The 24,075-nt window shown below is 64.4% G+C and carries 23 protein-coding genes; 8 read left to right on the forward strand and 15 right to left on the reverse strand.

Features of this window, described 5'->3' with window-relative positions; all coding sequences use genetic code 11:
* Positions 1-162: 162 nt before the first annotated feature.
* From msrQ to mrcB, 9 genes are all read right to left on the reverse strand, one after another.
* A complete protein-coding gene (gene msrQ, locus ACI2KK_RS05825; RefSeq protein ID WP_404668225.1) occupies positions 163-759 on the reverse strand; it encodes a protein-methionine-sulfoxide reductase heme-binding subunit MsrQ in 597 nt (198 codons plus the stop codon).
* Positions 759-1,772 (reverse strand): protein-methionine-sulfoxide reductase catalytic subunit MsrP, encoded by a 1,014-nt coding sequence (gene msrP, locus ACI2KK_RS05830; protein ID WP_404668226.1) that lies wholly within the window; start codon positions 1,770-1,772, stop codon positions 759-761. The genes msrQ and msrP overlap by 1 nt, the downstream gene beginning before the upstream one ends.
* Positions 1,773-1,849: 77 nt before the next feature.
* Complete coding sequence (gene pssA / locus ACI2KK_RS05835) at positions 1,850-2,701, reverse strand: CDP-diacylglycerol--serine O-phosphatidyltransferase (protein ID WP_217841754.1); 852 nt, start codon at positions 2,699-2,701, stop codon at positions 1,850-1,852.
* Positions 2,702-2,853: 152 nt separating this feature from the next.
* Positions 2,854-3,870, reverse strand: coding sequence for a ketol-acid reductoisomerase (gene ilvC, locus ACI2KK_RS05840; protein ID WP_027594992.1), 1,017 nt, complete (start codon positions 3,868-3,870; stop codon positions 2,854-2,856).
* A gap of 55 nt (positions 3,871-3,925) precedes the next feature.
* On the reverse strand, positions 3,926-4,417 hold the full coding sequence (gene ilvN, locus ACI2KK_RS05845; RefSeq protein WP_003250040.1) for an acetolactate synthase small subunit: 492 nt from the start codon (positions 4,415-4,417) through the stop codon (positions 3,926-3,928).
* Between the two features lies 1 nt (position 4,418).
* On the reverse strand, positions 4,419-6,143 hold the full coding sequence (locus ACI2KK_RS05850; RefSeq protein ID WP_217887706.1) for an acetolactate synthase 3 large subunit: 1,725 nt from the start codon (positions 6,141-6,143) through the stop codon (positions 4,419-4,421).
* A 407-nt stretch (positions 6,144-6,550) separates the two neighbouring features.
* Complete coding sequence (locus ACI2KK_RS05855) at positions 6,551-6,883, reverse strand: YqcC family protein (protein WP_404668227.1); 333 nt, start codon at positions 6,881-6,883, stop codon at positions 6,551-6,553.
* Positions 6,880-7,629 carry a M48 family metallopeptidase gene (locus ACI2KK_RS05860; protein WP_217841751.1) on the reverse strand — a complete coding sequence of 250 codons (750 nt, stop codon included), beginning with the start codon at positions 7,627-7,629 and terminating at the stop codon, positions 6,880-6,882. Before ACI2KK_RS05860 ends, ACI2KK_RS05855 begins: the two co-directional genes overlap by 4 nt.
* Before the next feature lie 25 nt (positions 7,630-7,654).
* Positions 7,655-9,976, reverse strand: coding sequence for a penicillin-binding protein 1B (gene mrcB, locus ACI2KK_RS05865; RefSeq protein WP_404668228.1), 2,322 nt, complete (start codon positions 9,974-9,976; stop codon positions 7,655-7,657).
* Positions 9,977-10,094: 118 nt separating this feature from the next.
* Here mrcB and ACI2KK_RS05870 point away from each other — a divergent pair, with 118 nt between their 5' ends.
* The 3 genes from ACI2KK_RS05870 (at position 10,095) to ACI2KK_RS05880 (ending at position 12,743) form a co-directional block, all read left to right on the forward strand.
* A complete protein-coding gene (locus tag ACI2KK_RS05870; RefSeq protein ID WP_404668229.1) occupies positions 10,095-11,657 on the forward strand; it encodes an AAA family ATPase in 1,563 nt (520 codons plus the stop codon).
* Between the two features lie 98 nt (positions 11,658-11,755).
* Positions 11,756-12,103 carry a pentapeptide repeat-containing protein gene (locus ACI2KK_RS05875; protein ID WP_217887702.1) on the forward strand — a complete coding sequence of 116 codons (348 nt, stop codon included), beginning with the start codon at positions 11,756-11,758 and terminating at the stop codon, positions 12,101-12,103.
* 361 nt (positions 12,104-12,464) lie between these two features.
* Complete coding sequence (locus ACI2KK_RS05880; protein WP_217887701.1) at positions 12,465-12,743, forward strand: TfoX/Sxy family protein; 279 nt, start codon at positions 12,465-12,467, stop codon at positions 12,741-12,743.
* A 229-nt stretch (positions 12,744-12,972) separates the two neighbouring features.
* Here the strand turns inward: ACI2KK_RS05880 and ACI2KK_RS05885 are convergent, their stop codons facing one another.
* Genes ACI2KK_RS05885 through ACI2KK_RS05900 form a run of 4 tightly spaced genes read right to left on the reverse strand, consistent with a single transcriptional unit; the run spans position 12,973 to position 16,548 of the window.
* Entirely contained in the window at positions 12,973-13,851 is an 879-nt protein-coding gene (locus tag ACI2KK_RS05885) for a ChaN family lipoprotein (protein WP_404668230.1), read from the reverse strand.
* An 11-nt stretch (positions 13,852-13,862) separates the two neighbouring features.
* Positions 13,863-14,630 carry a heme ABC transporter ATP-binding protein gene (locus tag ACI2KK_RS05890; RefSeq protein ID WP_404668231.1) on the reverse strand — a complete coding sequence of 256 codons (768 nt, stop codon included), beginning with the start codon at positions 14,628-14,630 and terminating at the stop codon, positions 13,863-13,865.
* Positions 14,630-15,667 carry a FecCD family ABC transporter permease gene (locus ACI2KK_RS05895; protein WP_404668232.1) on the reverse strand — a complete coding sequence of 346 codons (1,038 nt, stop codon included), beginning with the start codon at positions 15,665-15,667 and terminating at the stop codon, positions 14,630-14,632. The genes ACI2KK_RS05890 and ACI2KK_RS05895 overlap by 1 nt, the downstream gene beginning before the upstream one ends.
* The gene (locus tag ACI2KK_RS05900; protein ID WP_404668233.1) at positions 15,664-16,548 is read right to left on the reverse strand and encodes a hemin ABC transporter substrate-binding protein; all 885 of its coding nucleotides are present in this window, start codon (positions 16,546-16,548) and stop codon (positions 15,664-15,666) included. The genes ACI2KK_RS05895 and ACI2KK_RS05900 overlap by 4 nt, the downstream gene beginning before the upstream one ends.
* Before the next feature lie 146 nt (positions 16,549-16,694).
* Between ACI2KK_RS05900 and ACI2KK_RS05905 the strand changes: the two genes are divergently transcribed.
* Entirely contained in the window at positions 16,695-17,039 is a 345-nt protein-coding gene (locus ACI2KK_RS05905) for a Rieske (2Fe-2S) protein (protein ID WP_404668234.1), read from the forward strand.
* Here ACI2KK_RS05905 and sfsA read toward each other — a convergent pair.
* Together sfsA and ACI2KK_RS05915 are read right to left on the reverse strand one after the other, a co-directional pair.
* Entirely contained in the window at positions 17,002-17,715 is a 714-nt protein-coding gene (gene sfsA, locus ACI2KK_RS05910) for a DNA/RNA nuclease SfsA (protein ID WP_404668235.1), read from the reverse strand. The two genes, ACI2KK_RS05905 and sfsA, sit on opposite strands and share 38 nt — an antisense overlap.
* Positions 17,715-18,887 (reverse strand): pyridoxal phosphate-dependent aminotransferase, encoded by a 1,173-nt coding sequence (locus ACI2KK_RS05915; RefSeq protein ID WP_404668236.1) that lies wholly within the window; start codon positions 18,885-18,887, stop codon positions 17,715-17,717. The genes sfsA and ACI2KK_RS05915 overlap by 1 nt, the downstream gene beginning before the upstream one ends.
* Before the next feature lie 213 nt (positions 18,888-19,100).
* On the opposite strand from ACI2KK_RS05915, the gene dksA reads away from it, so the two are divergent.
* From dksA to ACI2KK_RS05935, 4 genes are all read left to right on the forward strand, one after another.
* On the forward strand, positions 19,101-19,544 hold the full coding sequence (dksA, locus tag ACI2KK_RS05920; RefSeq protein ID WP_217841741.1) for an RNA polymerase-binding protein DksA: 444 nt from the start codon (positions 19,101-19,103) through the stop codon (positions 19,542-19,544).
* Between the two features lie 90 nt (positions 19,545-19,634).
* Positions 19,635-20,522, forward strand: a complete 888-nt coding sequence (gluQRS, locus tag ACI2KK_RS05925) for a tRNA glutamyl-Q(34) synthetase GluQRS (RefSeq protein WP_404668237.1) — start codon at positions 19,635-19,637, stop codon at positions 20,520-20,522.
* A gap of 413 nt (positions 20,523-20,935) precedes the next feature.
* On the forward strand, positions 20,936-21,112 hold the full coding sequence (locus ACI2KK_RS05930; RefSeq protein ID WP_003250005.1) for a hypothetical protein: 177 nt from the start codon (positions 20,936-20,938) through the stop codon (positions 21,110-21,112).
* Positions 21,096-24,071, forward strand: a complete 2,976-nt coding sequence (locus ACI2KK_RS05935) for a sensor histidine kinase (protein WP_404668238.1) — start codon at positions 21,096-21,098, stop codon at positions 24,069-24,071. Before ACI2KK_RS05930 ends, ACI2KK_RS05935 begins: the two co-directional genes overlap by 17 nt.
* The last annotated feature ends 4 nt before the right edge of the window (positions 24,072-24,075 follow it).

Raw genomic sequence — 24,075 nt, forward strand, 5'->3', positions numbered from 1 at the left:
TTGATTCTCAAGGAGTTTCGCGTTCCGTTGTCGCTGGAAGTGGGGCGCATTATAAGGGGATCTGAAACCCCGTCAACCCTTTATTTCAAATAATTGAAATATTTGCAGAAAAGGCCGGAGGAAGGCTTCCGAGGGCCCGCCACAATACATTCCACACCACCATCACCCCCTCCCCCACCTCGGCAACCGCCTCATCACACCTGGCACCCGCAACACCATCAACACCCCACCCACCGCCGCATAAATCGCCCACTCCCGCAAATCCGAACGCACGATCCACAAGAAATGCAGCAACCCCAACCCAAGCACGACATAAACCAGCCTGTGCAGCTTCTTCCACCTCGCCCCCAAGCGCTTCTGGCTGTATCGGTTGGAGGTGACCGCCAACACCAGCAAACCCAAAAACCCCAGCGCCCCCACAATAATGTAAGGCCGCTTGCGCAACTCCACCCCGAACTGCCCCCAGTCCAGCCCCAGGATGAACACCAGGTAAGCCGCTAGGTGCAGCACTATATAAGCAAAGCACCACAACCCCAGTTGCCGGCGCACCACCACCCACCCCGACCAGCCACTCAAACGCTGCAGGGGCGTCATGCTCAAGGTAATCAGCAGGAATACCAGCGCCCCCAGCCCCAGGCGAACCATAAGGATCTTCCCAGGGTCAGGGTCCAGTTGCCCGGTCAGTGCCTGATACAACCACCACACCGGAAACAGGCACCCGGCAATGAAGATGCCGAAACGAAACCACGGATAGCGCATCAATAGTTCTTCCGCAGGTCGAGCCCGCTATATAAAGAGGCCACCTCATCGGCATACCCGTTGAACATCTGCGTCTCCCGCACATTGGGGCTGAACAGCCCGCTGGGCAGGCGTCGCTCACGGGCCTGGGTCCAACGCGGGTGGTCGACCGTCGGGTTGACGTTGGCATAGAAGCCATACTCGGTCGGCGCCAACCCCTGCCAGGTAGTCGCCGGCTGCTCGGCCACCAGGCTGATGCGCACGATCGACTTGATGCTCTTGAAGCCATACTTCCACGGCACCACCAAACGCAGCGGCGCACCGTTCTGGTTGGCCAGCTCCCGCCCATACATGCCCACCGCCAGAATCGCCAGCGGGTTCATCGCCTCATCCAGGCGCAGCCCCTCTACATACGGCCAGTCGATCAGGGCAAAACCTGAGCGCTGGCCCGGCATGCTTTTCGGGTCCTGCAGGGTCTCGAAGCGCACATAACGCGCCTTCGACGTTGGCTCTACCTGCTTGAGAATCTCGGCCAGCGGAAAGCCCAGCCACGGGATCACCATCGACCAGGCCTCGACGCAACGCAGCCGGTAGATGCGCTCTTCCAACTGATAGGGTTTGACGAAGTCTTCCAGGGCATAGCGCCCGGGCTTGCCCACCTCGCCATCCACCACCAGGCTCCAGGGTTCGGTCTTCAGGCTGCCGGCATTGGCCGCCGGGTCGCCCTTGTCAGGGCCGAACTCATAGAAGTTGTTGTAGTGGGTGGCATCCTTGAACGGGGTAATGGCCTCCCCCTGCACAGTCACCGCCTGCCAGCGCGTGGCCCCCAGCTTATCGGCGAACCACGCCGGCGCCTTGCCGGGCTCGACATCGGCATAGCGCGATACCTCGGCGGCGGCCCCAAGCCGCGGCAAGGCGCCCACGGCGAGGCCCGCCAGGCTTGCACCCAGCAAATGGCGACGAGAGAGATAGATACCTTCGGGGGTGATCTCCGATGCTTTGCAATCGGAAGACCGGGGAAGCTTGATGAGCATGGCGGCTCCACAGTACGGGTAACTGATGTACCCGTAAGACTATGGAGCCGGCAGGTTATTCCGCGATTAAATCTTTGTCAGGTTTTGCGACGACGGGTGCGCAGCAGGTACTGCACCGGGCCGGAAATCGCATAAGCGAGGAAGATCAGCAGCAGAATGCGCGGCGGGTCGCTGAACACCACGGCGAACACCAGCACCACCGCCAGGATGGCTACGAAGGGTACGCGCCCCTTGAGGTCCAGTTCCTTGAAGCTGTTGTACTTGACGTTGCTGACCATCAGCATGCCCGCGGCAGCCACCAGCAGCGCCACCAGGAACGACAGCTTGGAGCCCTGGATACCGTAGTCGCTGAACGCCCACACGGTACCGGCCACCACACCTGCCGCCGCCGGGCTGGCCAGGCCGATGAAGTAACGCTTGTCGGCGGTGCCGACCTGGGTGTTGAAGCGTGCCAGGCGCAGCGCGGCGCCGGCCACATAGATGAAGGCGACCATCCAGCCGACCTTGCCCATGTCGCCCAGCGCCCAGCCAAACGCCAGCAGCGCCGGCGCCACACCGAAGGCGACCATGTCCGACAGCGAGTCGTACTCGGCACCGAAGGCGCTTTGCGTGTTGGTCATGCGCGCCACACGGCCGTCGAGGCCGTCGAGCACCATGGCGACGAAGATCGCGATGGCAGCAAAGGCGAAGTACTTGCTCGCCTCGCGCGGGTCACCGGCACTCAGGGCGCTCTGCGCGCTCATCGAGCTGATGATGGAATAGAAGCCGGCGAACAGGTTCGCGGTGGTGAACAGGTTGGGCAGCAGGTAGATGCCGCGGTGCCGGACCTTGCGCCCTTCGGCGTCGTGGCCTTCTTCAACATGCTCATCGACAGGTAGCAGGCTTTCGGCGTCGGAGGGCTTGTTCGGCTCTTCGGGACGTTCGCTCATTAAAAGTACCTTGCAACAGGGTGGAATATGTTCGACATGGGCCCGCGGAATGGGTTCTGACGGCGAGCCACTGATCGCTTTATACCAGATGCAGCCCGCACAAACGAAAAAACGCGGCCGAAGCCGCGTTTTTCATCTACCGAAGCAGGGCCTTAGTTCTTGGCCTTGTCGACGATCTTGTTAGCCGAGATCCAAGGCATCATCGAACGCAGTTGCTCGCCGATGATTTCGATGCCGTGGGCGGCGTTGTTGCGGCGCTTGGCGGTCATCGATGGGTAGTTGGTGGCGCCTTCGCTGATGAACATCTTCGCGTACTCGCCGTCCTGGATGCGCTTCAGAGCGTTGCGCATGGCCTTGCGGGATTCTTCGTTGATGACTTCCGGGCCGGTGACGTACTCACCGTACTCGGCGTTGTTGGAGATCGAGTAGTTCATGTTGGCGATACCGCCTTCGTACATGAGGTCAACGATCAGCTTCAGCTCGTGCAGGCACTCGAAGTAGGCCATTTCCGGCGCGTAGCCCGCTTCGACCAGGGTTTCGAAACCGGCTTTGACCAGCTCGACGGTACCGCCGCACAGAACGGCTTGCTCACCGAACAGGTCGGTTTCGGTCTCGTCCTTGAAAGTGGTTTCGATGATGCCGGTACGGCCGCCACCGACGCCTGCGGCGTAGGACAGGGCGACGTTCTTGGCGTTGCCCGAAGCGTCCTGGTAGATGGCGATCAGGTCAGGGATGCCGCCGCCTTTGACGAACTCGGAGCGAACGGTGTGGCCCGGGGCCTTCGGCGCGATCATGATCACGTCGAGGTCGGCACGCGGAACGACCTGGTTGTAGTGGATCGAGAAGCCGTGGGAGAAGGCCAGGGTGGCGCCTTTCTTGATGTTCGGCTCGATTTCGTTCTTGTACAGAGCGCCCTGGAACTCGTCCGGGGTCAGGATCATGACCAGGTCGGCAGCAGCGACGGCGGTGGCCACGTCGGCAACTTTCAGGCCGTGGGCTTCTGCCTTGGCAACGGTGGCCGAGCCTTTACGCAGACCGACGGTAACGTCTACACCGGAGTCCTTCAGGTTGCACGCCTGGGCGTGGCCTTGGGAACCGTAGCCGATGATGGCGACTTTCTTGCCCTGGATGATGGAAAGGTCGCAGTCTTTATCGTAGAAAACTTTCATGAAATACCCCTGGTTATATCTCGGCCCCCTGCGGAGCCATCGCTAATTTTTGAAGTTAGATGCTGAGCACTTTGTCGCCACGGGCAATGCCGGTGACGCCGCTGCGCACGGTTTCGAGAATCGATGCAGTGCCGATCGCCTGGATGAAGCTGTCCAGTTTGTCGCTGGTGCCGCTCAGCTGCACGGTGTACACGCTGGCGGTCACATCGACGATCTGGCCACGGAAGATATCCGTGGTGCGCTTGATCTCGGCACGCTGGGCACCGGTGGCCTTGACCTTGACCAGCATCAGTTCGCGCTCGATGTGGGCGCTCTCCGACAGGTCGACCAGCTTGACCACTTCGACCAGCTTGTTGAGGTTCTTGGTGATCTGCTCGATCACCTCATCATGGCCGACGGTGGTCAGCGTCAGACGCGACAAGGTCGGGTCTTCGGTCGGGGCCACGGTCAGGCTTTCGATGTTGTAGTTGCGCTGGGAAAACAGGCCGACCACGCGAGACAAGGCACCGGGTTCGTTTTCCAGCAGCAAAGAGATGATGTGCCGCATATCAGGTACGCTCCGTCTTGCTCAGCCACATGTCACGCATCGAGCCGTCCTTGATCTGCATCGGGTAGACGTGCTCGGTACGGTCGATCGCGATGTCGATGAACACCAGGCGATCCTTCATCGCAAAGGCCTCTTCCAGTTTCGGCTTGAGGTCTTTCAGGCTGGTGATGCGGATACCCACATGGCCATAGGCCTCGGCCAGCTTGACGAAGTCGGGCAGCGACTCGACGTAGGAGTGCGAGTGGCGGCCGTTGTAGGCCATGTCCTGCCATTGGCGGACCATGCCCAACACACCGTTGTTCATGTTGACGATCTTCACCGGCAGGCCGTACTGCATGCAGGTGGACAGCTCCTGGATGTTCATCTGAATGCTGCCTTCGCCGGTGACGCAGGCCACGTCCTGATCCGGGAAGTTCAGCTTCACGCCCATGGCCGCCGGGAAACCGAAGCCCATGGTGCCCAGGCCACCGGAGTTGATCCAGCGGTTGGGTTTGTTGAAGCGGTAGTACTGCGCCGCGAACATCTGGTGCTGGCCCACGTCGGAGGTGACGAAGGCATCACCATGGGTGACTTCGCACAGCGTCTCGATCACGTGCTGCGGTTTGATCACGCTGCCGTCGCCCTTGTCGTAAGGGAACAGGTCGCCATCGCCACGCCATTCGTCGATCTGCTTCCACCAGGCATCCAGCGCCGCCTTGTCAGGCTGCTCACCGATTTCTTTCAGAATGCTCAGCATCTCGTTGAGCACGCTTTCCACCGGGCCGACAATCGGCACGTCGGCCTTGATCATCTTCGAGATCGACGCAGGGTCGATGTCGATGTGGATGATCTTGGCGTTCGGGCAGAACTTGGCCGGGCCGTTGACCACGCGGTCATCGAAACGCGCACCGACGGCGAAGATCACGTCGGCGTTGTGCATGGCCAGGTTGGCGGTATAGCTGCCGTGCATGCCGAGCATGCCGAGGAACTGGCGGTCGGTACCCGGGAAGCCACCAAGGCCCATGAGGGTGTTGGTGACCGGCAGGTTCAGCGACTTGGCAATCTCGGTGAGGGCTTCGGAGCCACCACCCAGAATCACGCCGCCACCGGAGTAGACGATCGGGCGCTTGGCTGCCAAGAGCATTTCGGCGGCCTTGCGGATCTGGCCGGAGTGGCCACGTACAGCCGGGCTATAGGAGCGCAGCTTGACCTTTTTCGGGTAGATGTACTCGAACTTCTCGGCCGGGTTGGTCATATCTTTTGGAATGTCGACCACGACCGGGCCAGGGCGGCCAGACTGTGCCAGATAGAAGGCTTTTTTCAGAACTTCAGGGATTTCCGAGGCGTGCTTGATCATGAAGCTGTGCTTCACGATCGGCCGGGAAATACCGATCATGTCGGTTTCCTGGAAGGCATCGGTGCCGACCATGGTGCTGGGCACCTGGCCAGACAGGATGACCATCGGGATGGAATCCATGTAGGCGGTGGCAATGCCGGTGATGGCATTGGTCGCGCCTGGGCCGGAAGTCACCAGTACCACGCCGGCCTTGCCGGTGGCACGAGCGTAACCGTCCGCCATATGGGTAGCAGCCTGTTCGTGACGGACCAGGATGTGCTCGACTTCCGGTTCCTTGAACAGTGCATCGTAAACATGCAGGAGAGCACCGCCTGGGTACCCGTAGATATGCTTAACGCCTTCGTCGCGCAAGAAGCGGACGACCATTTCAGCGCCGGATAAGAGCTCCACGTTGTTCACCTCTAAAACGCCAGAATACCGCCCTCACTGGGCGGGTCTTAATAGGTTTACTGCCAAGCAGAGCATGAGCGAACGTCAGCACTGACTGAGCAAGTATTGGGAAAGCCCTGGTGTGTTGCGGGTCTTCCCACCCAGCGCGAGGTAACGCGTTGCGGGGTGTTACAAGTCGGCGCGGGTGTGCGCCTCATGATCTGCTTAGCGGGTCTGCTTCTGGCAGTCCCCCTACAGCGGAATCTGGATTCTTGTGATTTGGCGCCTACAAGTCAAGAAAAATTATTGCCAATTTTTCCGCAAGATGAATCGCAACCACCACTAAAAACCGATGCAGCAGCAGGAAAAACAAGATTTCCATAAAAAAGGGCCACAATCTGCGGCCCTTGAAGGAAAAACTGAAGAAATCAGGCGGATGGGCTGATCAATTGATCGAATGCTGCCAACAGCCGCCGCAGCTCCCGGCTTTGCTCCGGGCGGTCGGTGAACACCGTTTCGGCCATCACCAGGATGCCCGAGGCGCTGGGCAGCGGGTGGCCCTGTTCGAGAATGATCGCCATGCGCGGCAGGAAGATCCACTGCAGCCACTGCTCGAAGGCCATGCTGTCGACCGCGAACGGCACCGTGCTGGCCAGTGCTTCGGCACTGGGGGTGGCATCGCTCCACCAGCCCTGCACCTTGAGTTCGCGCTCGATCAGCAGCAGGTGGTCGGCGATATCCAGAATGCGCTGTTCCATCACAGGTTGACCTGCGCCTTCTGCCGCGCCAGTGCAGCACCGGCGCTGTCACCCTGCTTCTCGCGGGCCTGGGCGATGGTGTTCCACAGCTGGGCTTGCAGGTCCGGGCGGCCATTCGCGTAGGTCAGGGCGCGGCGGGCCAATTGCTCGGACTGCGCGGCATCCCCTTGCGACAGACGCACCTGGGCCAGGCGGAACAGCACCTGCGGCTCGCGCGGGGCGATGCGCTGGGCACGCTCCAGGCTGGAGGCCGCGCCGTTGAAGTCGCCACTGCCCTGCTGTTGCTGGGCAGTGGTCAGCAGCGCCAGCACCGGGCCATCGAGCTGCTCGTCGGCAGACAAGCCGCCGCTGCTGGCCCGCGGGATGCCGGTCGGCGCCGGGGTAGCGGCCGGGGCGCTCATCGAGGCGATGTCGAACGGCTCGTCAGCCACCGGGTTGGGGTTGGTGCTGATCGGGCCACTGCTGACCGGGCCCGGGGTGATCGGGCCGGTGCTGATCGGCGTGGTACTGATCGGCGAACCGCCGCTGCCCTGCGGGATCATCACGGTCACGCCGGAATCTTCCGGCAGCGACTGCGCCTGGCTGCTGCCACCGCTGGTCGGGTAGGCCGACGTGCGGTTGGCCGAGACGCGCTCGCTGTTGGAAACCCGGGTGCTCGAATCCACCACCGGGATGTTGCCACGCGGGACGCTGGCGCAGCCGTGCAGCACGGCCACCGCGGTCAAGGCAGGTATCCACCACTTGTTCACTTCACACCCTCTTCAAAGCTCGTGCTCAATTCATCCAGCCCTTAACCCAGTCCATGACCGATTCAGCCGGGTTCTGCTCGCCACCACAGGCAGCGCCGACGGGCGGTTCGCTGCCGCGAATATACGGCATCTGCACCGCTCCCGGACAGCTGGCGTCGGAACCCTGGCCGGTATGCGGGTCGATCCAGGCCTGCACCACGTTGTCCGGCTGCGGCATGTCCAGCGGCAGCGGGTCGGCCTTCTTCATGAAGCTGGTCCACACCTGCAGCGCGCCGGTGGCACCGGTGAACGGGGTCTTGCCGTTGTCGTCGCGGCCCAGCCACACCACCGCCAGCAGGTCCTGGCTGAAGCCGGAGAACCAGCTGTCGCGCGAGTCGTTACTGGTGCCGGTCTTGCCCGCCAAAGTCAGCGAGCTGGGCAGCACGTTGTACACCGAGCGGCCAGTACCTTCACGCATTACCCGCTGCATGGCGTTCTGCACCAGGTAGATCGAGCCCGGGTCGAAGGTCTGCTGAATCTGGAACGGGTAGCGCTTGAGCGGCTCGCCTTCGGCGGTGAGCACGCTGCGGATGCCGCGCATCGGCGTGTTGAAACCGCCATTGGCGATGGTCTGGTACATGGTCGCCACCTGTATCGGCGACATGCCGCCAGCACCCAGCAGCATCGCCGGGAACGCCGGCCAGTCCACCTGCACGCCCAACCGGCCGATGGTCTTGATCACGTTCGGCACGCCCACTTCCAGGCCCAGCTTGGCGGTGGACAGGTTCAGCGAGTTGGCCAGGCCCTGGTACAGGTAGATGGTGCCATGCGGGCGGCGGTCGTAGTTCTGCGGCCGCCACACCTGGCCATCGGCGCCCTTCACCGAGAACGGCTCGTCCTGCACCCAGGTGGTCAGGGTGTACTTGCTCGGTTGCTCCAGCGCGGTGAGGTACACCGACGGCTTGACCAGCGAGCCGATCGGTCTTGAGGCGTCCAGCGCCCGGTTGAAGCCGGCAAAGCCCGCCTGGCGGCTGCCGATCAGGGCCTGCACCTCGCCGGTTTCCGGGTTGGTGACCACCATCGCCGATTCCACCTCGTCGGCGCCCTTGCGCCCGGCCAGGCGCTTGAAGGTCTCGCTCATGGCGGTTTCGGCCTTCATCTGCAGAATCGGGTCGAAGCTTGTGAAGATGCGCAGGCCTTCTTCGGTCAAGTCTTCGTCGCGGTAGTCCTGGCGCAGCTGGCGCTTGACCAGGTCGAGGAAGGCCGGGAACGAGCTGTCCGCCAGGCTGCCGCGCTTGGTCACGCCCAGCGGCATCTTTTTCGCGGCATCGACCACTTCCTGGCTGGCCACGCCCTGCTCGGCCAGCAGGTCCAGCACCAGGTTGCGGCGCTGCAAGGCGCGCTCGGGGTAGCGGCGCGGGTTGTAGTAGGACGGGCCCTTGACCATGCCCACCAGCAAGGCGATCTGGTGCAGCTTCAGCTCCTGCAGCGGCTGGCTGAAGAAGAACTGGCTGGCAAGGCCGAAGCCGTGCACCGCGCGCTGGCCGTCCTGGCCGACGAACACCTCGTTGAGGTAGGCCTCGAGGATGTCACGCTTGTCGTAGTGAATCTCCAGCAGCACCGCCATCATCGCCTCGGTCAGCTTGCGGCTGAGGCTGCGCTCGTTGGTGAGGAAGAAGTTCTTAACCAGCTGTTGCGTCAGCGTACTGCCGCCCTGGCGCATGGCACCCGACGAGGTGTTGACCCAGATCGCCCGGGCGATCGACTTGGGCGACACGCCGAAGTGGCTGTAGAAGTCGCGGTCTTCGGTGGCGATCAGGGTTTCCAGCAGGTACGGCGGCACCTGGTCGATCTTGATCAGGATGCGGTCTTCGAGGTTTTTCGGGTAGATGCCGCCGATCATCAGCGGCTCCAGGCGCACCACGTCGAGCTTGCCGCCATTGGCGCCATTGAGCCCGGCCACATAGTCGCCCGAGAAGCGCACCCGCACGAACTGCGCTGGCTCCATGCCCTCGTAGAACTGGAAGCCACGGGTGTTGATGTCGATGGTGTTGCCGTTGACCGACGCCGCACCCGGCCCGTTGGCCGCGCTTTCCCGGCGGTAGCCGAGGGCATCGAGTTCGGTGAGGAAGTCGTTCTTGCTCAGCTTCTGGCCGACGAACAGCTCCAGCGGCCGGGCGTACACCTTGGCCGGGATGGTCCAGCGCTTGCCGGAGAACTTCTCCTGCACGGTGGCATCGAGGTAGACCGCGAAGCCGGCGATCACTACCAGGCCAACCAGGCTGAGCTTGATTGCCCAGCCCAGCCAGGCGCGGGCGCGGCCGGTCGGGCGTTGTTTGGGGGTGCGGGAATTTCGGGTACGTGTCATGGCGGCGGATTATACGCACTTTATAAAAGGGAGGCAGACGCCCCATTGGCGGTTTGCAGGGGCGGCACCATTGACCATAATGGCGCCTTCGAATTCCCTGACTCCCAAAGGAAGATCCGTGAGCCAAGCCCTGATCACCGCGTTGCAGAATCCCGCCCTTTATCCGCACCCGGTCGAAGGCTTCCAGCTCATCGAGACGCATATCTCCTGGGTGCTGCTGACCGGCGAGTACGCCTACAAGGTCAAGAAGCCGATGAACTTCGGCTTTCTCGACTTCACCCGCCTCGACCAGCGCGGCCACTTCTGCCGCGAAGAGCTGCGCCTGAACCAGCGCCTGACCGAAGGCCTGTACCTGGACGTGCTGCCGATCACCGGCAGTGCCGACGCCCCGCAGCTCGGCGGCGAAGGCGAGGCGATCGAGTACGTGCTGAAAATGCGCCAGTTCCCCCAGGGCCAGATGCTCAACACCCTGCAGGCCAACGGCGAGCTGAACGCCGGGCACATCGACCAGATGGCCCGGCAGATCGCCGAATTCCACTTGCAGGCGCCCAAAGTGCCGGTCGAGCACCCGCTGGGTACCCCGGACGCGGTCATGGCCCCGGTAGAGCAGAACTTCGAGCAGATCCGCCCGTTCCTCACTGACAAGGCCGACCTGCAACAACTGGACAACCTGCAAGCCTGGGCCCAGGACAGCTTCAAGCGCCTGCACGGCCTGCTCGAGGCGCGCAAGGCCAATGGCTTCATTCGCGAATGCCACGGTGACATTCACCTGGGCAACGCCACCCTGATCGACGGCAAGGTGGTGATCTTCGACTGCATCGAGTTCAACGAACCGTTCCGCCTGACCGACGTCTACGCCGACGTCGGCTTCCTCGCCATGGACCTCGAAGACCGCGGCCTCAAGTGCCTGTCGCGGCGCTTCATCAGCCAGTACCTGGAACTCACCGGCGACTATCAAGGGCTGGAGCTGCTGAACTTCTACAAGGCTTACCGCGCCCTGGTGCGGGCCAAGGTCGCCCTGTTCAGCATGCCTGCCGACGCCGACGGCGTGCAGCGCGCCACCACCCTGCGCACCTACCGCAACTACGCCAACCTGGCCGAAAGCTACAGCGCCATCCCGTCGCGCCTGCTGGCCGTCACCCACGGGGTTTCGGCAGTGGGCAAGAGCCACGTGGCCATGCGCCTGGTCGAAGCCCTGGGCGCCGTGCGGGTGCGTTCGGACGTGGAGCGCAAGCGCCTGTTCGGCGAGCAGCAGCAAGCCGAAGCCGGCCAGCTACAAGCCGGTATCTACGATGCTGATGCCAGCGCCGCCACCTACCAGCGCCTGCACGAGCTGGCCGCCACCATTCTGCGCGCCGGCTTCCCGGTGGTGCTCGATGCCACCTACCTCAAGGCCGAGCAGCGCCAAGCCGCGGCAACTGTCGCCAGCGAAACCGGCGTGCCGTTCCTGATCCTCGACTGCCACGCCCCGGAAGCGGTGATCGCCAGCTGGCTGGAGCAGCGCCAGGCCGAAAACGACGACCCGTCCGACGCCACCCTCGAGGTGGTCCAGGCGCAACAGGCCAGCCGCGAGGCACTGAGTAGCGATGAGCTCAAGCAAAGCACCCGCGTCGACACCCAAGCCGCCAGCAGCATGGACCAGGTGATCGAGCAGATCCGCCAGCGCCTGCCCGGCCTGTAACCTGCCAGGCGTGAAGCAGTCGACAGTTCACGCCTGAAGTCAGGCGCCTCCTGCGTGATGGCATTACAGTATCATCACGACCCAAAGGAGGCGCCGCCATGAACCAACCCCGTCAGCTGGACAACGTGCTATTTACCCTGGTTCGCGACGAGAAGATCGCCGAGTTCAACCGGGTCAAGGCCGCACACCCTTCTATCGACTTTCGTGGCGGCGATTTCCGTGGCCTCGACCTGCGCGAGCTGGATGTGAAAGGCATCGACTTCGCCGACGCGTACTTTCGCGCCGCCGACCTGCGCGGGCTCGACCTGCGCGAGAACGGCCTGGAAGGCGCAAGCCTTGCCCATGCGCAGATCTCCGGCACCTACTTCCCTGCCGAGCTGAGTGCCGACGAGATCCTGATGTCGGTGAAGTACGGTACCCGCATGCGCTACCGCACCGTGCGCTGACCGTTAACACAGGCTTGAGCATGTGACCTGTAGGAGCGGCCTTGTGTCGCGATGGGGCGCGTAGCGGCCCCACGATTTCGGTATCACGCGAAATCGCCGGGGCTGCTGCGCAGCCCATCTCGACCGGACGGCGCCCCGGCAAGGCCGCTCCTACAGGGATTGCATGAGCTTCAGGACAGGCAATAGACAGTTGCCACACCCGTTCATATACCTTCCCGCATTGACCTCAACCCACGCAAACCAAGCCCTCCGGTCGGCCCCGCTGGCAAAAGGCCGCGCATTCGCCAACCCCCGCTACACTCCTTCCTGACCTGCTCGCGATTTATCCCCATGACCCGTTCAGCCATCGCAAGGAGGCTCGATGAACGATGAATTGCAGCACCTGAAAAACCTTGGCAAGACCTCCGCGCAATGGCTGCACGCCGTGGGTATCCACAGTGCATCGGACCTTCGCCGCCTGGGCGCGGTGGGGGCGTACCAGGCTGTGAGAACGCGAGGCTTCCGGGCTTCAAAGGTGTTGCTGTACGCCATTGAAGGCGCCCTGCTGGACATGCACTGGAACGACCTGCCGGCCGAACGCAAGCAGGCGCTCAACCAGCAACTGGATGCAAAGTGCCCCGCAGCACGCGGCGAAAAATAATTTCGCAAAAGCCATTGACTGGGAAATGAGAATCGTTATGATTATCACAACTGGTCGCGAGACTGGTTGGATAAACTGAAAGCCCCTGGTTCGGACTCTCAGATTATCTCCTCATCAGGCTAATCACGGTTATTGACCCGCCAATTTGGCGGGTCTTTTTTTTGGCCCACCGAAAACACCGCAGGCCAGCGTGGGAGCGGGCTTGCCCCGCGATGGGCCCGGCGCCGCTTCAATGCCCCTCGCGCAACTGCGCGCAATAATCCTGCTCAGGCAACGCCGCGGTGTACCAGACGAAGTCGGCCATCCCGGGCTCCACCTCCTCCCCCACCTCGACCAACAGCACCACCTGGCTCTGCCCCTTGGCCCCCAGGTCTGCCAGGTGCAGCGGCACCCCCAAGTCTTTGCGCGCGTGATAACTGCCGGCAAACAACAGCGCCGGCTGCGGCGCTGCCAGCAAACGCTCGGCAATACGCCGGTCACGCAGCTGTTGCACAGCCAGCATCGCCGGCAGCTGGCTTTCGGGTAGCAGGTTGCAATGCCCGCCACGCACCTGCTCGCGCAACTCATCCAGCACGGCAGGCGCATTGGAGCGCGCCCCCGGCGGGCTCACAGGGTGGCGGTAAGCATCACGAACTTCGCCGGGCGACAGGTTCGCAGCCAGCAGCGGGTAAGGCTGCGCCAGCGCATGGCGCACGATCGGCCCATACAGCGACCAGTCCCAGCCGTCCTGCCAGGCCAGCGCCTTGGGTAAATCCGCCGGTAACGGCGCTTTGAGCGCATCCACCAAAGCCTGCTGTTCGGGCTGCAGCATCTCCAGCAACAGGCTGCCTTGCGGCCGGCGGCTTTCCAGCGCGCGCAACAGCCAAAGCTGCAGCGCATGGTGATCGGGGTTGTCGTGCTTCTCGCCCACCAGCACCCGCGGCGCACCGGCCAGGCGCTGCACCAGTTGCTCAGGCGCCAGCACCTGCCCAGTGGCCAGGTCGATTATCTGCCCAAGTTGCGCGTGGGTGCGCCCTTCACTGGCTTGCCAGGCCGGCAATGGCGCAAGGCTGGCCTGGCAGCCTGCCAATGCCAGGCATATCGGCAGGCACAACAGCAGTTGGCGCATGGTGCAGGCTCCTAGCGGGTGATGATCAGTGGGTGGCCACGCTCCGGGTGCGGCTGCACCAGCACCTCGATGCCGAACACCGCTTTGAGCGCCGTCGGCGTCAGTACCTGCTGCGGCGTGTCCAGCGCATGGCAGCGGCCCTGCTCCAGCAGCAGGATGTGATCACAGTAACGCGCCGCCAGGTTGAGGTCATGCAGGATCACCAGCACCGCCGCGCCGCGGTCGGCAAAACTGCGCACCGCCTGCAAGGTGGTGTGCTGGTGCAGCGGGTCGAGCGCCGAGGTGGGCTCGTCGAGCAGCAGCGTGGTGCCAGGCTCGCCCGGCCACAGCTGGGCCAGCACCCGCGCCAGGTGCACGCGCTGGCGCTCGCCACCGGACAACGCCAGGTAGCTGCGCTCGACCAGGTGCAGGGCATCGGCCGCCTGCAGCGCCGCCGTGACGATTTCGCGGTCACGCTCGCGGCCGCTGGCATGGGGCAGCCGGCCCATGCCGACCACCTCGGCCACGCTGAACGAGAAGCCCAGGGTCGACACCTGCGGCAATACCGCCAGGCGCCGGGCCCGCTCCTGCCCGGGCCAGTCGCTCAAGGCGCGGCCATCCAGCTGCACGCGCCCGGCGCTCGGCGCCAGCTCGCCACACAGCGCCCCTAAAAGGCTGCTCTTGCCGGCGCCATTGGGCCCAAGCACACCCAGCACTTGCCCCGGCTGCAGGCGCAGATGGATATCGTGCAGCACCTCGGTGTTACCCCGGGTCAGCGAGAGCCCTTCGACATCGAGCATCAGTTACGCCCTCGCACCAGCAAAAACAGGAAGAACGGCGCACCGATGAACGCCGTGACAATACCGATCGGCAGCTCGGCCGGTGCCAGCGCCAGGCGTGCGATCAGGTCGGCGAACAGCAACAGCGCGCCCCCCGCCAGCAACGAGCCCGGCAGCAATACCCGGTGGTCGGGCCCGGCCAGCAAACGCACCAGGTGCGGCACCACCAAACCAATGAAACCGATCAGCCCCGCCGCCGCCACCGCAGCCCCCACCCCGAGCGCGGTGCAGAACACCAGCTCGCGCTTGAGCGCCTCCACATCGACGCCCAGGTGGCGCGCCTCCGACTCGCCCAGCAGCAGCGCATTGAGCGCCTGCGCCCGGCGCGGCAGCCACAGGGCCACTGCCGCCGCCACCAGCAGCAACGGCCACAACCGCTCGTAACTGGCGCCATTGAGGCTGCCCAGATTCCAGAAGGTCAGGGTACGCAAGGTCGCGTCATCGGCCAGATACGTGAACAAGCCCACCGCCGAGCCGCCCAGTGCGGTCATGGCGATACCGGCCAGCAGCATGGTGGCGACGTTGGTCTGCCCGTCACGCCGCCCCAACCGGTAAACCATCGCCGTCACCCCCAGCCCGCCGATGAAGGCGCACAGCGACAGCAGGTAGGGCGCAAACCATTCAGGCATGCCGCCCAGCCAGCTACCGCCGACAATCGCCACCGCCGCGCCCAGCGCAGCGCCACTGGCCACGCCGACCAGGCCGGGGTCGGCCAGCGGATTGCGAAACAATCCCTGCATGGCCACCCCCGACAGCGCCAGCACCGCGCCCACCGCCAACCCCAGCAGGGTGCGTGGCAGGCGAATCTGCCCAAGGATCATCTCGGCCTGCTCAAGGCCGTCACCCGAAAGCGGCACCCCCAGCAAGCGCAAGCCCGCGCGCAGCGTGTCGATCAGCGGCAGGCTGACCGGCCCCAACGCCAACGACAGCCACACCGCCAGTAGGCACAGCAGCCCCAGGCCGATAAACAGCGTGCGCGGCCGGACCCGCGGCCTCATGGGTTGAGGCTGGGCTTGGCGGCCGGGTAGAAGCTGGCCGCCAGCTCATGCAGGGTGGCCGGCAGGCGCGGGCCCAAGCCACCGACCAGCAGGGTCGGGTCGAGGGACACCAGGCGCTTTTCGCGCACCGCGCGCGAGCCTGCCAGCGCCGGGTTTTCCTTGATCAGCGCCTGCAAGGCCTGCTCGCCGCTCAGCGCCCGGTCGGAGAACACCACCACGTCCGGGTCCAGCGCGGCCAGCGCCTCTACCGAGAAATTCTTGTAACCCTGGTGTTCAGCCAGGTTGCGCCCACCGGCCTGGCGCAGCACCCAGTCACCCGAGGTGCCCTGCCCGGCGATCAGCGGCTTGGCCCCGGCATGCCCGACCAGCAGCAACACACCCGGCGCCTTCTGCCCGGCCTGGGCCTGCTTGATCTGGCCTTGCAGCGTCTCCAGCTGGTGGCGGTAGTCGGCGGCAAGTTCAGCAGCTTTCTGTTCGCTGCCCAGCAGCACGCCCAACTGCTTGAGGTTCTCGTCCACTGCACCCAGTTCGGCCTTGCTGGAGAACAGCTCAACCCGCACCCCGGCCTTGCGGATCTGCGCCAGCACCGGCGGCGGGCCCATTTCGTCGGTGCCCACCAGCACATCCGGGCGCAGGCTGAGAATGCCCTCGGCCGACAATTGGCGCTGGTAGCCGATACTCGGCAGTGCCTTGAGTGTTTCGGGGTGCTGGCTGGTGGTATCGACCCCCACCAGCCGCTGCTCGCCCCCCAGCGCGCTGATCCATTCGCTGAGGGCGCCACCGGCGCTGACCCAGCGCTGCGGCAGTTCTGCAGCCAGGGTGTGGGACGACAACAGCAGGCCTGCGCACAGGGCAATCAGGGCAGAAGGGCGGCGCATCACGGGATTCCTTTGCAGAAGAGCGGGGCCGCACGCCTTGTGGCGGTCGGCAGAACTGCGCACCATAGCCAGCCTGGCGCGGCGAATGCGGGCAATTTGATAATTGTTCGCATTGAAGCGTCAAGTCACCCACCATTAAGATGGCTTAAATGCACTACCTTTGCCCCAGCGCCGCCCTTGCCGAAGGCCACAGCCGCGCGTTCAAGGTTGCCGACCTGCAACTGTTCGGCATCCGCCGCCACGGCACCGTCTACCTGTACCGCAACCGCTGCCCGCACCGCGGCATTGGCCTGAACTGGAACGCCGACAGTTTTCTCGACGACAGCGGCACGCTGATCCAGTGCGCGCACCACGGCGCGCAGTTCATCATCGACAGCGGCGAATGCATCACCGGCCCCTGCGCCGGCGATTGGCTGGAGGCCCTGGACTGCCTGGAAGACAGACAGGGCATCTGGCTCAACGACCCAGCAGCACCGGCAGCGGGCGATCGATGACGATACGCTCGGCATCCAGCCGCGCGCCATAGGCCAATACCTCGACACCATCGGCCACCGCTGCGCGCAGGGCCTGGGCGTAGGCCGCGTCGATCTCCTCGGCCGGGCGCACCGCCTCGATACCGGTCAGGTTCACGCAGTACAGCTGCACCGCGCGAATGCCCTGGCGCGCCAACGCCGCCAGCTCGCGCAGGTGCTTGGCGCCGCGCTGCGTCACCGCGTCGGGGAAGGCCGCTACGTTGGTGTCGGGGTAACCCAGGGTGACGCTCTTGACCTCGACATACGCGGGGCCTGAGTCGAACTCCAGGTAGAAGTCGATGCGGCTGCGCTCCTCGCCATAGGCCACTTCACGGCGCAGCGCGGTGAAACCGGCAAGCTCGGTGATAACCCCGGCGCGCAAGGCTTCTTCAACCAGCGGGTTGGCCCGCCCGGTGTTGACGCAGGCCAGCCGCCCCTGGGGCGTTTCGCTGATTTCCCAGGTGCCCGGCAGCTTGCGCTTGGGGTCGTTGGAGCGGCTGAACCACACCTGCCCGCCTTCACGCATGCAGTTGAGCATAGAGCCGGTGTTGGGGCAGTGAATGGTCAGCTGCTCGCCGTTGGGCAGCTCGATGTCGGCCAGAAAGCGCTTGTAGCGGCGCAGCAAGCGCGCCTGTTCCAGTGCAGGTAAGAACTCCATCAGCCTTGCCAACTCCGCAGGCCACGGGCAATGCGCTGCACCGCCTCTTCCAGGCGCGGCAGGCTCTGGGTGTAGGCGAAGCGCACATGGTGGCCGGCCTGGTGGCGGCCGAAGTCCAGGCCCGGGGTGAAGGCCAGGTGCTCGGTTTCGAGGAAGTGCCGGCAGAACGCGAAGGCATCACCGCCGAATGCGCTGATATCGGCATATAGATAGAAGGCCCCCTGGGGCTCTACGGCGATGCCGAAGCCCAATTCGCGCAGGGCCGGCAGCAGGTAGTCACGGCGGCGCGCGAACTCGCCGCGGCGCGCTTCCAGAATGGCCAGGGTCTCGGGCTCGAAACACGCAAGCGCAGCATGCTGGGCCATGCTCGGGGCGCTGATGTAGAGGTTCTGCGCCAGTTTCTCCAGGTCAGCCACCGCCGAGGGTGGCGCAATCAGCCAGCCCAGCCGCCAGCCAGTCATGCCGAAATACTTTGAAAAACTGTTGAGCACAAAGGCCTGGTCGTCCACTTCCAGCACGCTGGGGGCGTCCATGCCGTAGGTCAGGCCGTGGTAGATCTCGTCCACCACCAGGTGGCCATGGTGCTCGCGGGTGGCCTTGGACAGGCTGGCCAGCTCGTCGCGGTCGAGCACCGTGCCAGTGGGGTTGGCCGGCGACGCCACCAGGGCGCCGACGGTATCCTTGTCCCAATAACGCTCCACCAGGTCGGCGGTGAGCTGGTAGTTCACCTCCGGGCCCACCGGCACCAGCTGCGCACCGCCCTCGACCAAGCGCAGGAAGTGGCGGTTGCACGGGTAGCCCGGGTCGGCCAGCAGCCAGTGCTTGCCAGGGTCTACCAACAGGCTGCTGGCCAGCAGCAGTGCGCCTGAGCCGCCCGGGGTGACCAGCACCCGCTCAGGGTCCAGGTCGACGCCGTAGCGCTGGCCATAGAAGCCGGCAATCGCTTCACGCAGCTGCGGCAGGCCGCGGGCGGCGGTATAGCGGGTATGCCCGTTGGCCAGCGCGGCCTGGCCGGCGGCGACGATGGGCGCTGCGGTGGTGAAGTCCGGCTCGCCGATCTCGAGGTGGATCACGTCGTGGCCGGCGGCCTGCAGCTCGTTGGCACGGGCCAGCAGGGCCATGACGTGGAAGGGTTCGATGGCGCGACTGCGCGCACTGTGTGGCTGAGCCATGGGCCTTCTCTCAATTGGGTCTAGACTGGTGATTCTACCCGCGCACGCCAGCGAACGCGCCGCCGCTGTCGCTGTCAATAGCAGGCACAGAGCGGGGTAGCGCACCCCGAATCTATCTGGTAAGTTCGGCGGCTCGCAGTCGCAGGGCCGGCGGGCGCCGGAGATGGAAACAAGCCTGCGCATTGGATCAGATGAGTGAGAGGCGGTCTATTCATGTCCACCGTAGAAAAGCAAAAAGCCCAGACCATGTACGGTGTCGAACCCTACGTCGAGACCAAGGGCGAAGAATACATGGGCGAGCCCATGAAAAAGCACTTCACCAAGCTGCTCAATGCCTGGAAAGGCGAGCTGATGGTGAGTGTGGACCGTACCGTGGACCACATGAAGGATGAGGCAGCCAACTTCCCCGACCCGGCCGACCGTGCCAGCCAGGAAGAAGAATTCGCCCTTGAGCTGCGCAACCGCGATCGCGAGCGCAAGCTGATCAAGAAGATCGACAAGACCCTCGACAAGATCAAGGCCGACGAGTACGGCTGGTGCGACTCCTGCGGCATCGAGATCGGCCTGCGCCGCCTCGAGGCCCGCCCTACCGCCGACCTGTGCTTCGACTGCAAGGAAATCGCGGAGAAAAAGGAAAAGACCGTCGGCAAAGGCTGACCTCTGATCCCGTAAAGACGGGGCGTATTGATTGCAGGTGCAAGCCTGCAAGCGGTACGCCCCGTCTTCATTTATACAGCGGTGCAAGCCATGACCGACCCTCGCTACATCGGGCGCTTCGCCCCCACCCCCAGCGGCTTTTTGCACTTCGGCTCGCTGGTCGCCGCCCTCGCCTCCTGGCTGGATGCCCGCGCCGTCGATGGCCGCTGGCTGCTGCGCATGGAAGACACCGACCCACCCCGGGAAATGCCCGGCGCCCGCGACGCCATCCTGCAGACGCTGGAGCGCTACGGCCTGAATTGGGACGGCGAAGTGGTATTCCAGAGCCAGCGCCACAGTGCCTATGCCGAGGTGGTCGACCGCATGTTCAACCTGGGCCTGGCCTATGCCTGCACCTGTTCGCGCAAGCAACTGGAAGGTTACGACGGCATCTACCCCGGGCTGTGCCGTAACGCCGGCCACGCCCGCGAAGGCGCGGCGATCCGCCTGCGCGTGCCGGAGCTGCTGTACCGCTTCGACGACCGCGTGCAGGGCCGCTTCGAGCAGCACCTGGGCCGCGAGGTGGGCGACTTCGTCATCCAGCGCCGCGACGGGTTGTACGCCTACCAGCTGGCGGTGGTGCTGGACGACGCCTGGCAGGGGGTGACCGACATCGTGCGCGGCGCCGACCTGCTGGACAACACCCCGCGCCAGCTGTACCTGCAAGAGTTGCTGGGGTTCTCGCAACCGCGCTATTTGCACATCCCGCTGATCGTGCAGCCGGACGGGCACAAGCTGGGCAAGTCATACCGTTCGCCACCGCTCGAGGCCGATCAGGCGACGCCGCTGTTGCTGCGGGCGTTGCGGGCGCTGGGGCAGGAGGCGCCTGCCGAGTTGCAAGGCGCCAGCCCGGCCGAGGTGCTGGCGGTGGCCAGGCAGCAGTGGCGGCCAGAGCGCATTGCGCGGCAAATGAGCGTGCCAGAGGCCGAGTTACGCTGATGCCTGCCCTGGCCCTATCGCCGGCAAGCCGGCTCTCATAGAACAAATCACAACTCATTGATTTAGCAGGGTCCTGTGGGAGCGGGTTTACCCGCGAACACCGGCGAAGCCGGTGCCAGACTCCGCGTCGCTTGCTTCGCGGGTAAACCCGCTCCCACAGGGTATGTGGCGCGCTTACGAATTCTGTTCTCTGCGCGACAGCGCAGCCCAAAGGGCTGGGTGATCTCCTACAGGGTTTTGCGCCGCCTGTAGGAGCCGGCTTGCCGGCGATAGCGCCATTGCAGGTATAACCACGCGCAAAAGCCCAACAAATTCAACCCCTTGGCGAACCGTATCAATTCCGGCTACCCTCGCCCCAGCCATTTGCGCCAATAATAAGTCCAAGCCCGCAGCGCCCACTCATCGAGGCCAGCATGTACATCTATCGTTTGGTCCTGCTTCTGGTCGTGGGGATCTACCTGTTCTCCCCGGCCATCATGGACTGGTGGATCGAACCGACCGGTGCCTGGTACCGCCCCTACCTGCTCTGGCTGATCCTGATCGTCGTCACCTTCATCCTGCAGAGCCAACGAGATGCCGATGAGCTTTAGCCTGACCCAGATGATCCTGATCAGCGCCGCCTATTTGCTGGTGCTGTTCGGCGTGGCCTGGATCAGCGAACGCGGACTGATCCCGCGCGCGGTCATTCGCCACCCGCTGACCTACACCCTGTCGCTGGGCGTCTACGCCAGTGCCTGGGCTTTCTACGGCTCGGTCGGCCTGGCCTACCAGTACGGCTACGGCTTCCTCGCCTGTTACCTGGGTGTGTCGGGGGCCTTCCTGCTGGCGCCGGTGCTGCTGTACCCGATCCTCAAGATCACCCGCACCTACCAGCTGTCGTCGCTGGCCGACCTGCTGGCGTTCCGCTTTCGCAGCACCTGGGCCGGCGCGCTGACCACCATCTTCATGCTGATCGGCGTACTGCCATTGCTGGCCCTGCAAATTCAAGCCGTGGCCGACTCCATCAGCATCCTCACAGGCGAACCGGTGAAGGCACGGGTGGCGTTCGCCTTCTGCGCGCTGATCATCCTGTTCACCATCTTCTTCGGCTCGCGCCATATCGCCACCCGCGAGAAACACGAAGGCCTGGTGTTCGCCATCGCCTTCGAGTCGGTGATCAAGCTGCTGGCCCTGGGCGGCATCGGCCTGTATGCGCTGTACGGCGTGTTCGGCGGGCCCCACGAGCTGGAGGTGTGGCTGCTGCAGAACCAGACCGCCCTGGCCGCCTTGCACACCCCGTTGCAGGAGGGCCCGTGGCGCACCTTGCTGCTGGTGTTCTTCGCCTCGGCGATCGTCATGCCGCACATGTACCACATGGCCTTCACCGAAAACCTCAGCCCGCGCTCGCTGGTCAGCGCCAGCTGGGGCCTGCCGCTGTTCCTGCTGCTGATGAGCCTGGCAGTGCCGCTGGTGCTGTGGGCCGGCCTGCGCCTGGGCGCCAGCACCAACCCGGAATACTTCACCCTGGGGCTGGGCATCGCCGCCAACAACCAGGCCCTGGCCTTGCTGGCCTACGTCGGCGGGCTGTCGGCCGCCAGCGGGCTGATCATCGTCACCACCCTGGCGCTGTCGGGCATGGCCCTGAACCACCTGGTGCTGCCGCTGTACCAGCCGCCGGCCGAGGGCAACATCTACCGCTGGCTGAAGTGGACCCGCCGGGCGCTGATCGTCGCCATCATTACCGCAGGCTTCGTCTTCTACCTCACCCAGAACAACCACCAGAGCCTGGCCAACCTGGGCATCGTCGCCTTCGTCGCCACCCTGCAGTTCCTGCCCGGGGTGCTCTCGGTGCTGTACTGGCCGACTGCCAACCGCCGCGGCTTCATTGCAGGCCTTTTGGCCGGCATGCTGGTGTGGATGCTGACCATGCTGCTGCCGCTGCTGGGCAACCTGCAGGGCTTCTACATCCCGCTGCTGGACATGATCTACGTACTGGACGACACCAGCTGGCACATGGCGGCCATCGGCTCGCTGGCGGCCAACGTGCTGCTGTTCACGCTGATTTCGCTGTTCACCAACGCCAGCAGCGAGGAGGCCAGCGCCGCCGAGGCCTGCGCGGTGGACAACGTGCGCCGCCCGCAACGCCGCGAGCTGCACGCCGCCTCGCCCCAGGAATTCGCCACCCAGCTGGCCAAGCCGCTGGGCGCCAAGGCTGCGCAAAAAGAGGTGGAGCAGGCCCTGCGCGACCTCTACCTGCCGTTCGACGAGCGCCGCCCCTATGCCCTGCGCCGCCTGCGCGACCGCATCGAGGCCAACCTGTCCGGCTTGATGGGCCCAAGCGTCGCCCAGGACATGGTCGAGACCTTCCTGCCCTACAAGTCCGGCAACGAAAACTACGTCACCGAAGATATCCACTTCATCGAAAGCCGCCTCGAGGACTACCACTCGCGCCTGACCGGCCTTGCCGCCGAGCTCGACGCCCTGCGCCGCTACCACCGCCAGACCCTGCAAGAGCTGCCCATGGGCGTCTGCTCGCTGGCCAAGGACCAGGAGATCCTGATGTGGAACAAGGCCATGGAGGAGCTCACTGGCATTGCCGCCAAGCATGTGGTCGGCTCGCGCCTGGTGACCATCGGCGAACCCTGGCGCGGCCTGCTGCAGGGGTTCATCGACGTCCCCGACGAACACCTGCACAAGCAGCGGCTGGCCCTCGACGGCCAGCCGCGCTGGCTCAACCTGCACAAGGCGGCCATCGACGAGCCCCTGGCCCCGGGCAACAGCGGCCTGGTGCTGCTGGTCGAGGACCTCACCGAAACCCAGGCCCTGGAAGACAAGCTGGTGCACTCCGAGCGCCTGGCCAGCATCGGCCGCCTGGCCGCGGGCGTGGCTCACGAGATCGGCAACCCGATCACCGGCATCGCCTGCCTTGCGCAAAACCTGCGTGAAGAACGCGAAGGCGACGGAGAGATCATCGAGCTGTCCAGCCAGATCCTTGAGCAGACCAAACGCGTGTCGCGCATCGTCCAGTCGCTGATGAGCTTCGCCCACGCCGGTGGCAGCCAGCAGAACAGCGAGGAACCGGTGTGCCTGGCGGAGGTGGCGCAGGATGCCATTGGTCTGCTGGCGTTGAACCGGCGCAATTTCGAAGTACAGTTCTTCAACCTCTGCGACCCGGACCACTGGGTCGAGGGCGACCCGCAACGCCTGGCCCAGGTGCTCATCAACCTGCTTTCCAATGCCCGCGACGCCTCGCCGCCCGGCAGCGCCGTACGCGTGCGCAGCGATGTCAGCGAGCACACCGTCGACCTGATCGTCGAGGACGAAGGCAGCGGCATCCCGAAAAACATCATGGATCGCCTGTTCGAACCCTTCTTCACCACCAAGGACCCAGGCGAGGGAACCGGACTGGGTCTCGCGCTGGTCTATTCCATCGTGGAAGAGCATTATGGGCAAATCACCATCGACAGCCCCGCCGACATCGAACGGCAACGTGGTACCCGGATCCGCGTGACCCTGCCCCGGCATGTCGTAGCGACGTCCCCTGAAATTCGAGACCGTCGAGAGAATTGAATCA

The organism is Pseudomonas sp. NPDC089406, assembly GCF_044900265.1.
Classification (GTDB): domain Bacteria; phylum Pseudomonadota; class Gammaproteobacteria; order Pseudomonadales; family Pseudomonadaceae; genus Aquipseudomonas; species Aquipseudomonas fakonensis.

What these genes read in the sequence shown, in the direction of transcription:
- msrQ (WP_404668225.1), bottom strand. Translation starts at nt 759, where the DNA reads ATGCGCTATCCGTGGTTTCGTTTCGGCATCTTCATTGCCGGGTGCCTG.
- msrP (WP_404668226.1), bottom strand. Translation starts at nt 1,772, where the DNA reads ATGCTCATCAAGCTTCCCCGGTCTTCCGATTGCAAAGCATCGGAGATC.
- pssA (WP_217841754.1), bottom strand. Translation starts at nt 2,701, where the DNA reads ATGAGCGAACGTCCCGAAGAGCCGAACAAGCCCTCCGACGCCGAAAGC.
- ilvC (WP_027594992.1), bottom strand. Translation starts at nt 3,870, where the DNA reads ATGAAAGTTTTCTACGATAAAGACTGCGACCTTTCCATCATCCAGGGC.
- ilvN (WP_003250040.1), bottom strand. Translation starts at nt 4,417, where the DNA reads ATGCGGCACATCATCTCTTTGCTGCTGGAAAACGAACCCGGTGCCTTG.
- mrcB (WP_404668228.1), bottom strand. Translation starts at nt 9,976, where the DNA reads ATGACACGTACCCGAAATTCCCGCACCCCCAAACAACGCCCGACCGGC.
- ACI2KK_RS05875 (WP_217887702.1), top strand. Translation starts at nt 11,756, where the DNA reads ATGAACCAACCCCGTCAGCTGGACAACGTGCTATTTACCCTGGTTCGC.
- ACI2KK_RS05880 (WP_217887701.1), top strand. Translation starts at nt 12,465, where the DNA reads ATGAACGATGAATTGCAGCACCTGAAAAACCTTGGCAAGACCTCCGCG.
- ACI2KK_RS05885 (WP_404668230.1), bottom strand. Translation starts at nt 13,851, where the DNA reads ATGCGCCAACTGCTGTTGTGCCTGCCGATATGCCTGGCATTGGCAGGC.
- ACI2KK_RS05890 (WP_404668231.1), bottom strand. Translation starts at nt 14,630, where the DNA reads ATGCTCGATGTCGAAGGGCTCTCGCTGACCCGGGGTAACACCGAGGTG.
- ACI2KK_RS05895 (WP_404668232.1), bottom strand. Translation starts at nt 15,667, where the DNA reads ATGAGGCCGCGGGTCCGGCCGCGCACGCTGTTTATCGGCCTGGGGCTG.
- ACI2KK_RS05905 (WP_404668234.1), top strand. Translation starts at nt 16,695, where the DNA reads ATGCACTACCTTTGCCCCAGCGCCGCCCTTGCCGAAGGCCACAGCCGC.
- sfsA (WP_404668235.1), bottom strand. Translation starts at nt 17,715, where the DNA reads ATGGAGTTCTTACCTGCACTGGAACAGGCGCGCTTGCTGCGCCGCTAC.
- ACI2KK_RS05915 (WP_404668236.1), bottom strand. Translation starts at nt 18,887, where the DNA reads ATGGCTCAGCCACACAGTGCGCGCAGTCGCGCCATCGAACCCTTCCAC.
- dksA (WP_217841741.1), top strand. Translation starts at nt 19,101, where the DNA reads ATGTCCACCGTAGAAAAGCAAAAAGCCCAGACCATGTACGGTGTCGAA.
- gluQRS (WP_404668237.1), top strand. Translation starts at nt 19,635, where the DNA reads ATGACCGACCCTCGCTACATCGGGCGCTTCGCCCCCACCCCCAGCGGC.
- ACI2KK_RS05930 (WP_003250005.1), top strand. Translation starts at nt 20,936, where the DNA reads ATGTACATCTATCGTTTGGTCCTGCTTCTGGTCGTGGGGATCTACCTG.
- ACI2KK_RS05935 (WP_404668238.1), top strand. Translation starts at nt 21,096, where the DNA reads ATGCCGATGAGCTTTAGCCTGACCCAGATGATCCTGATCAGCGCCGCC.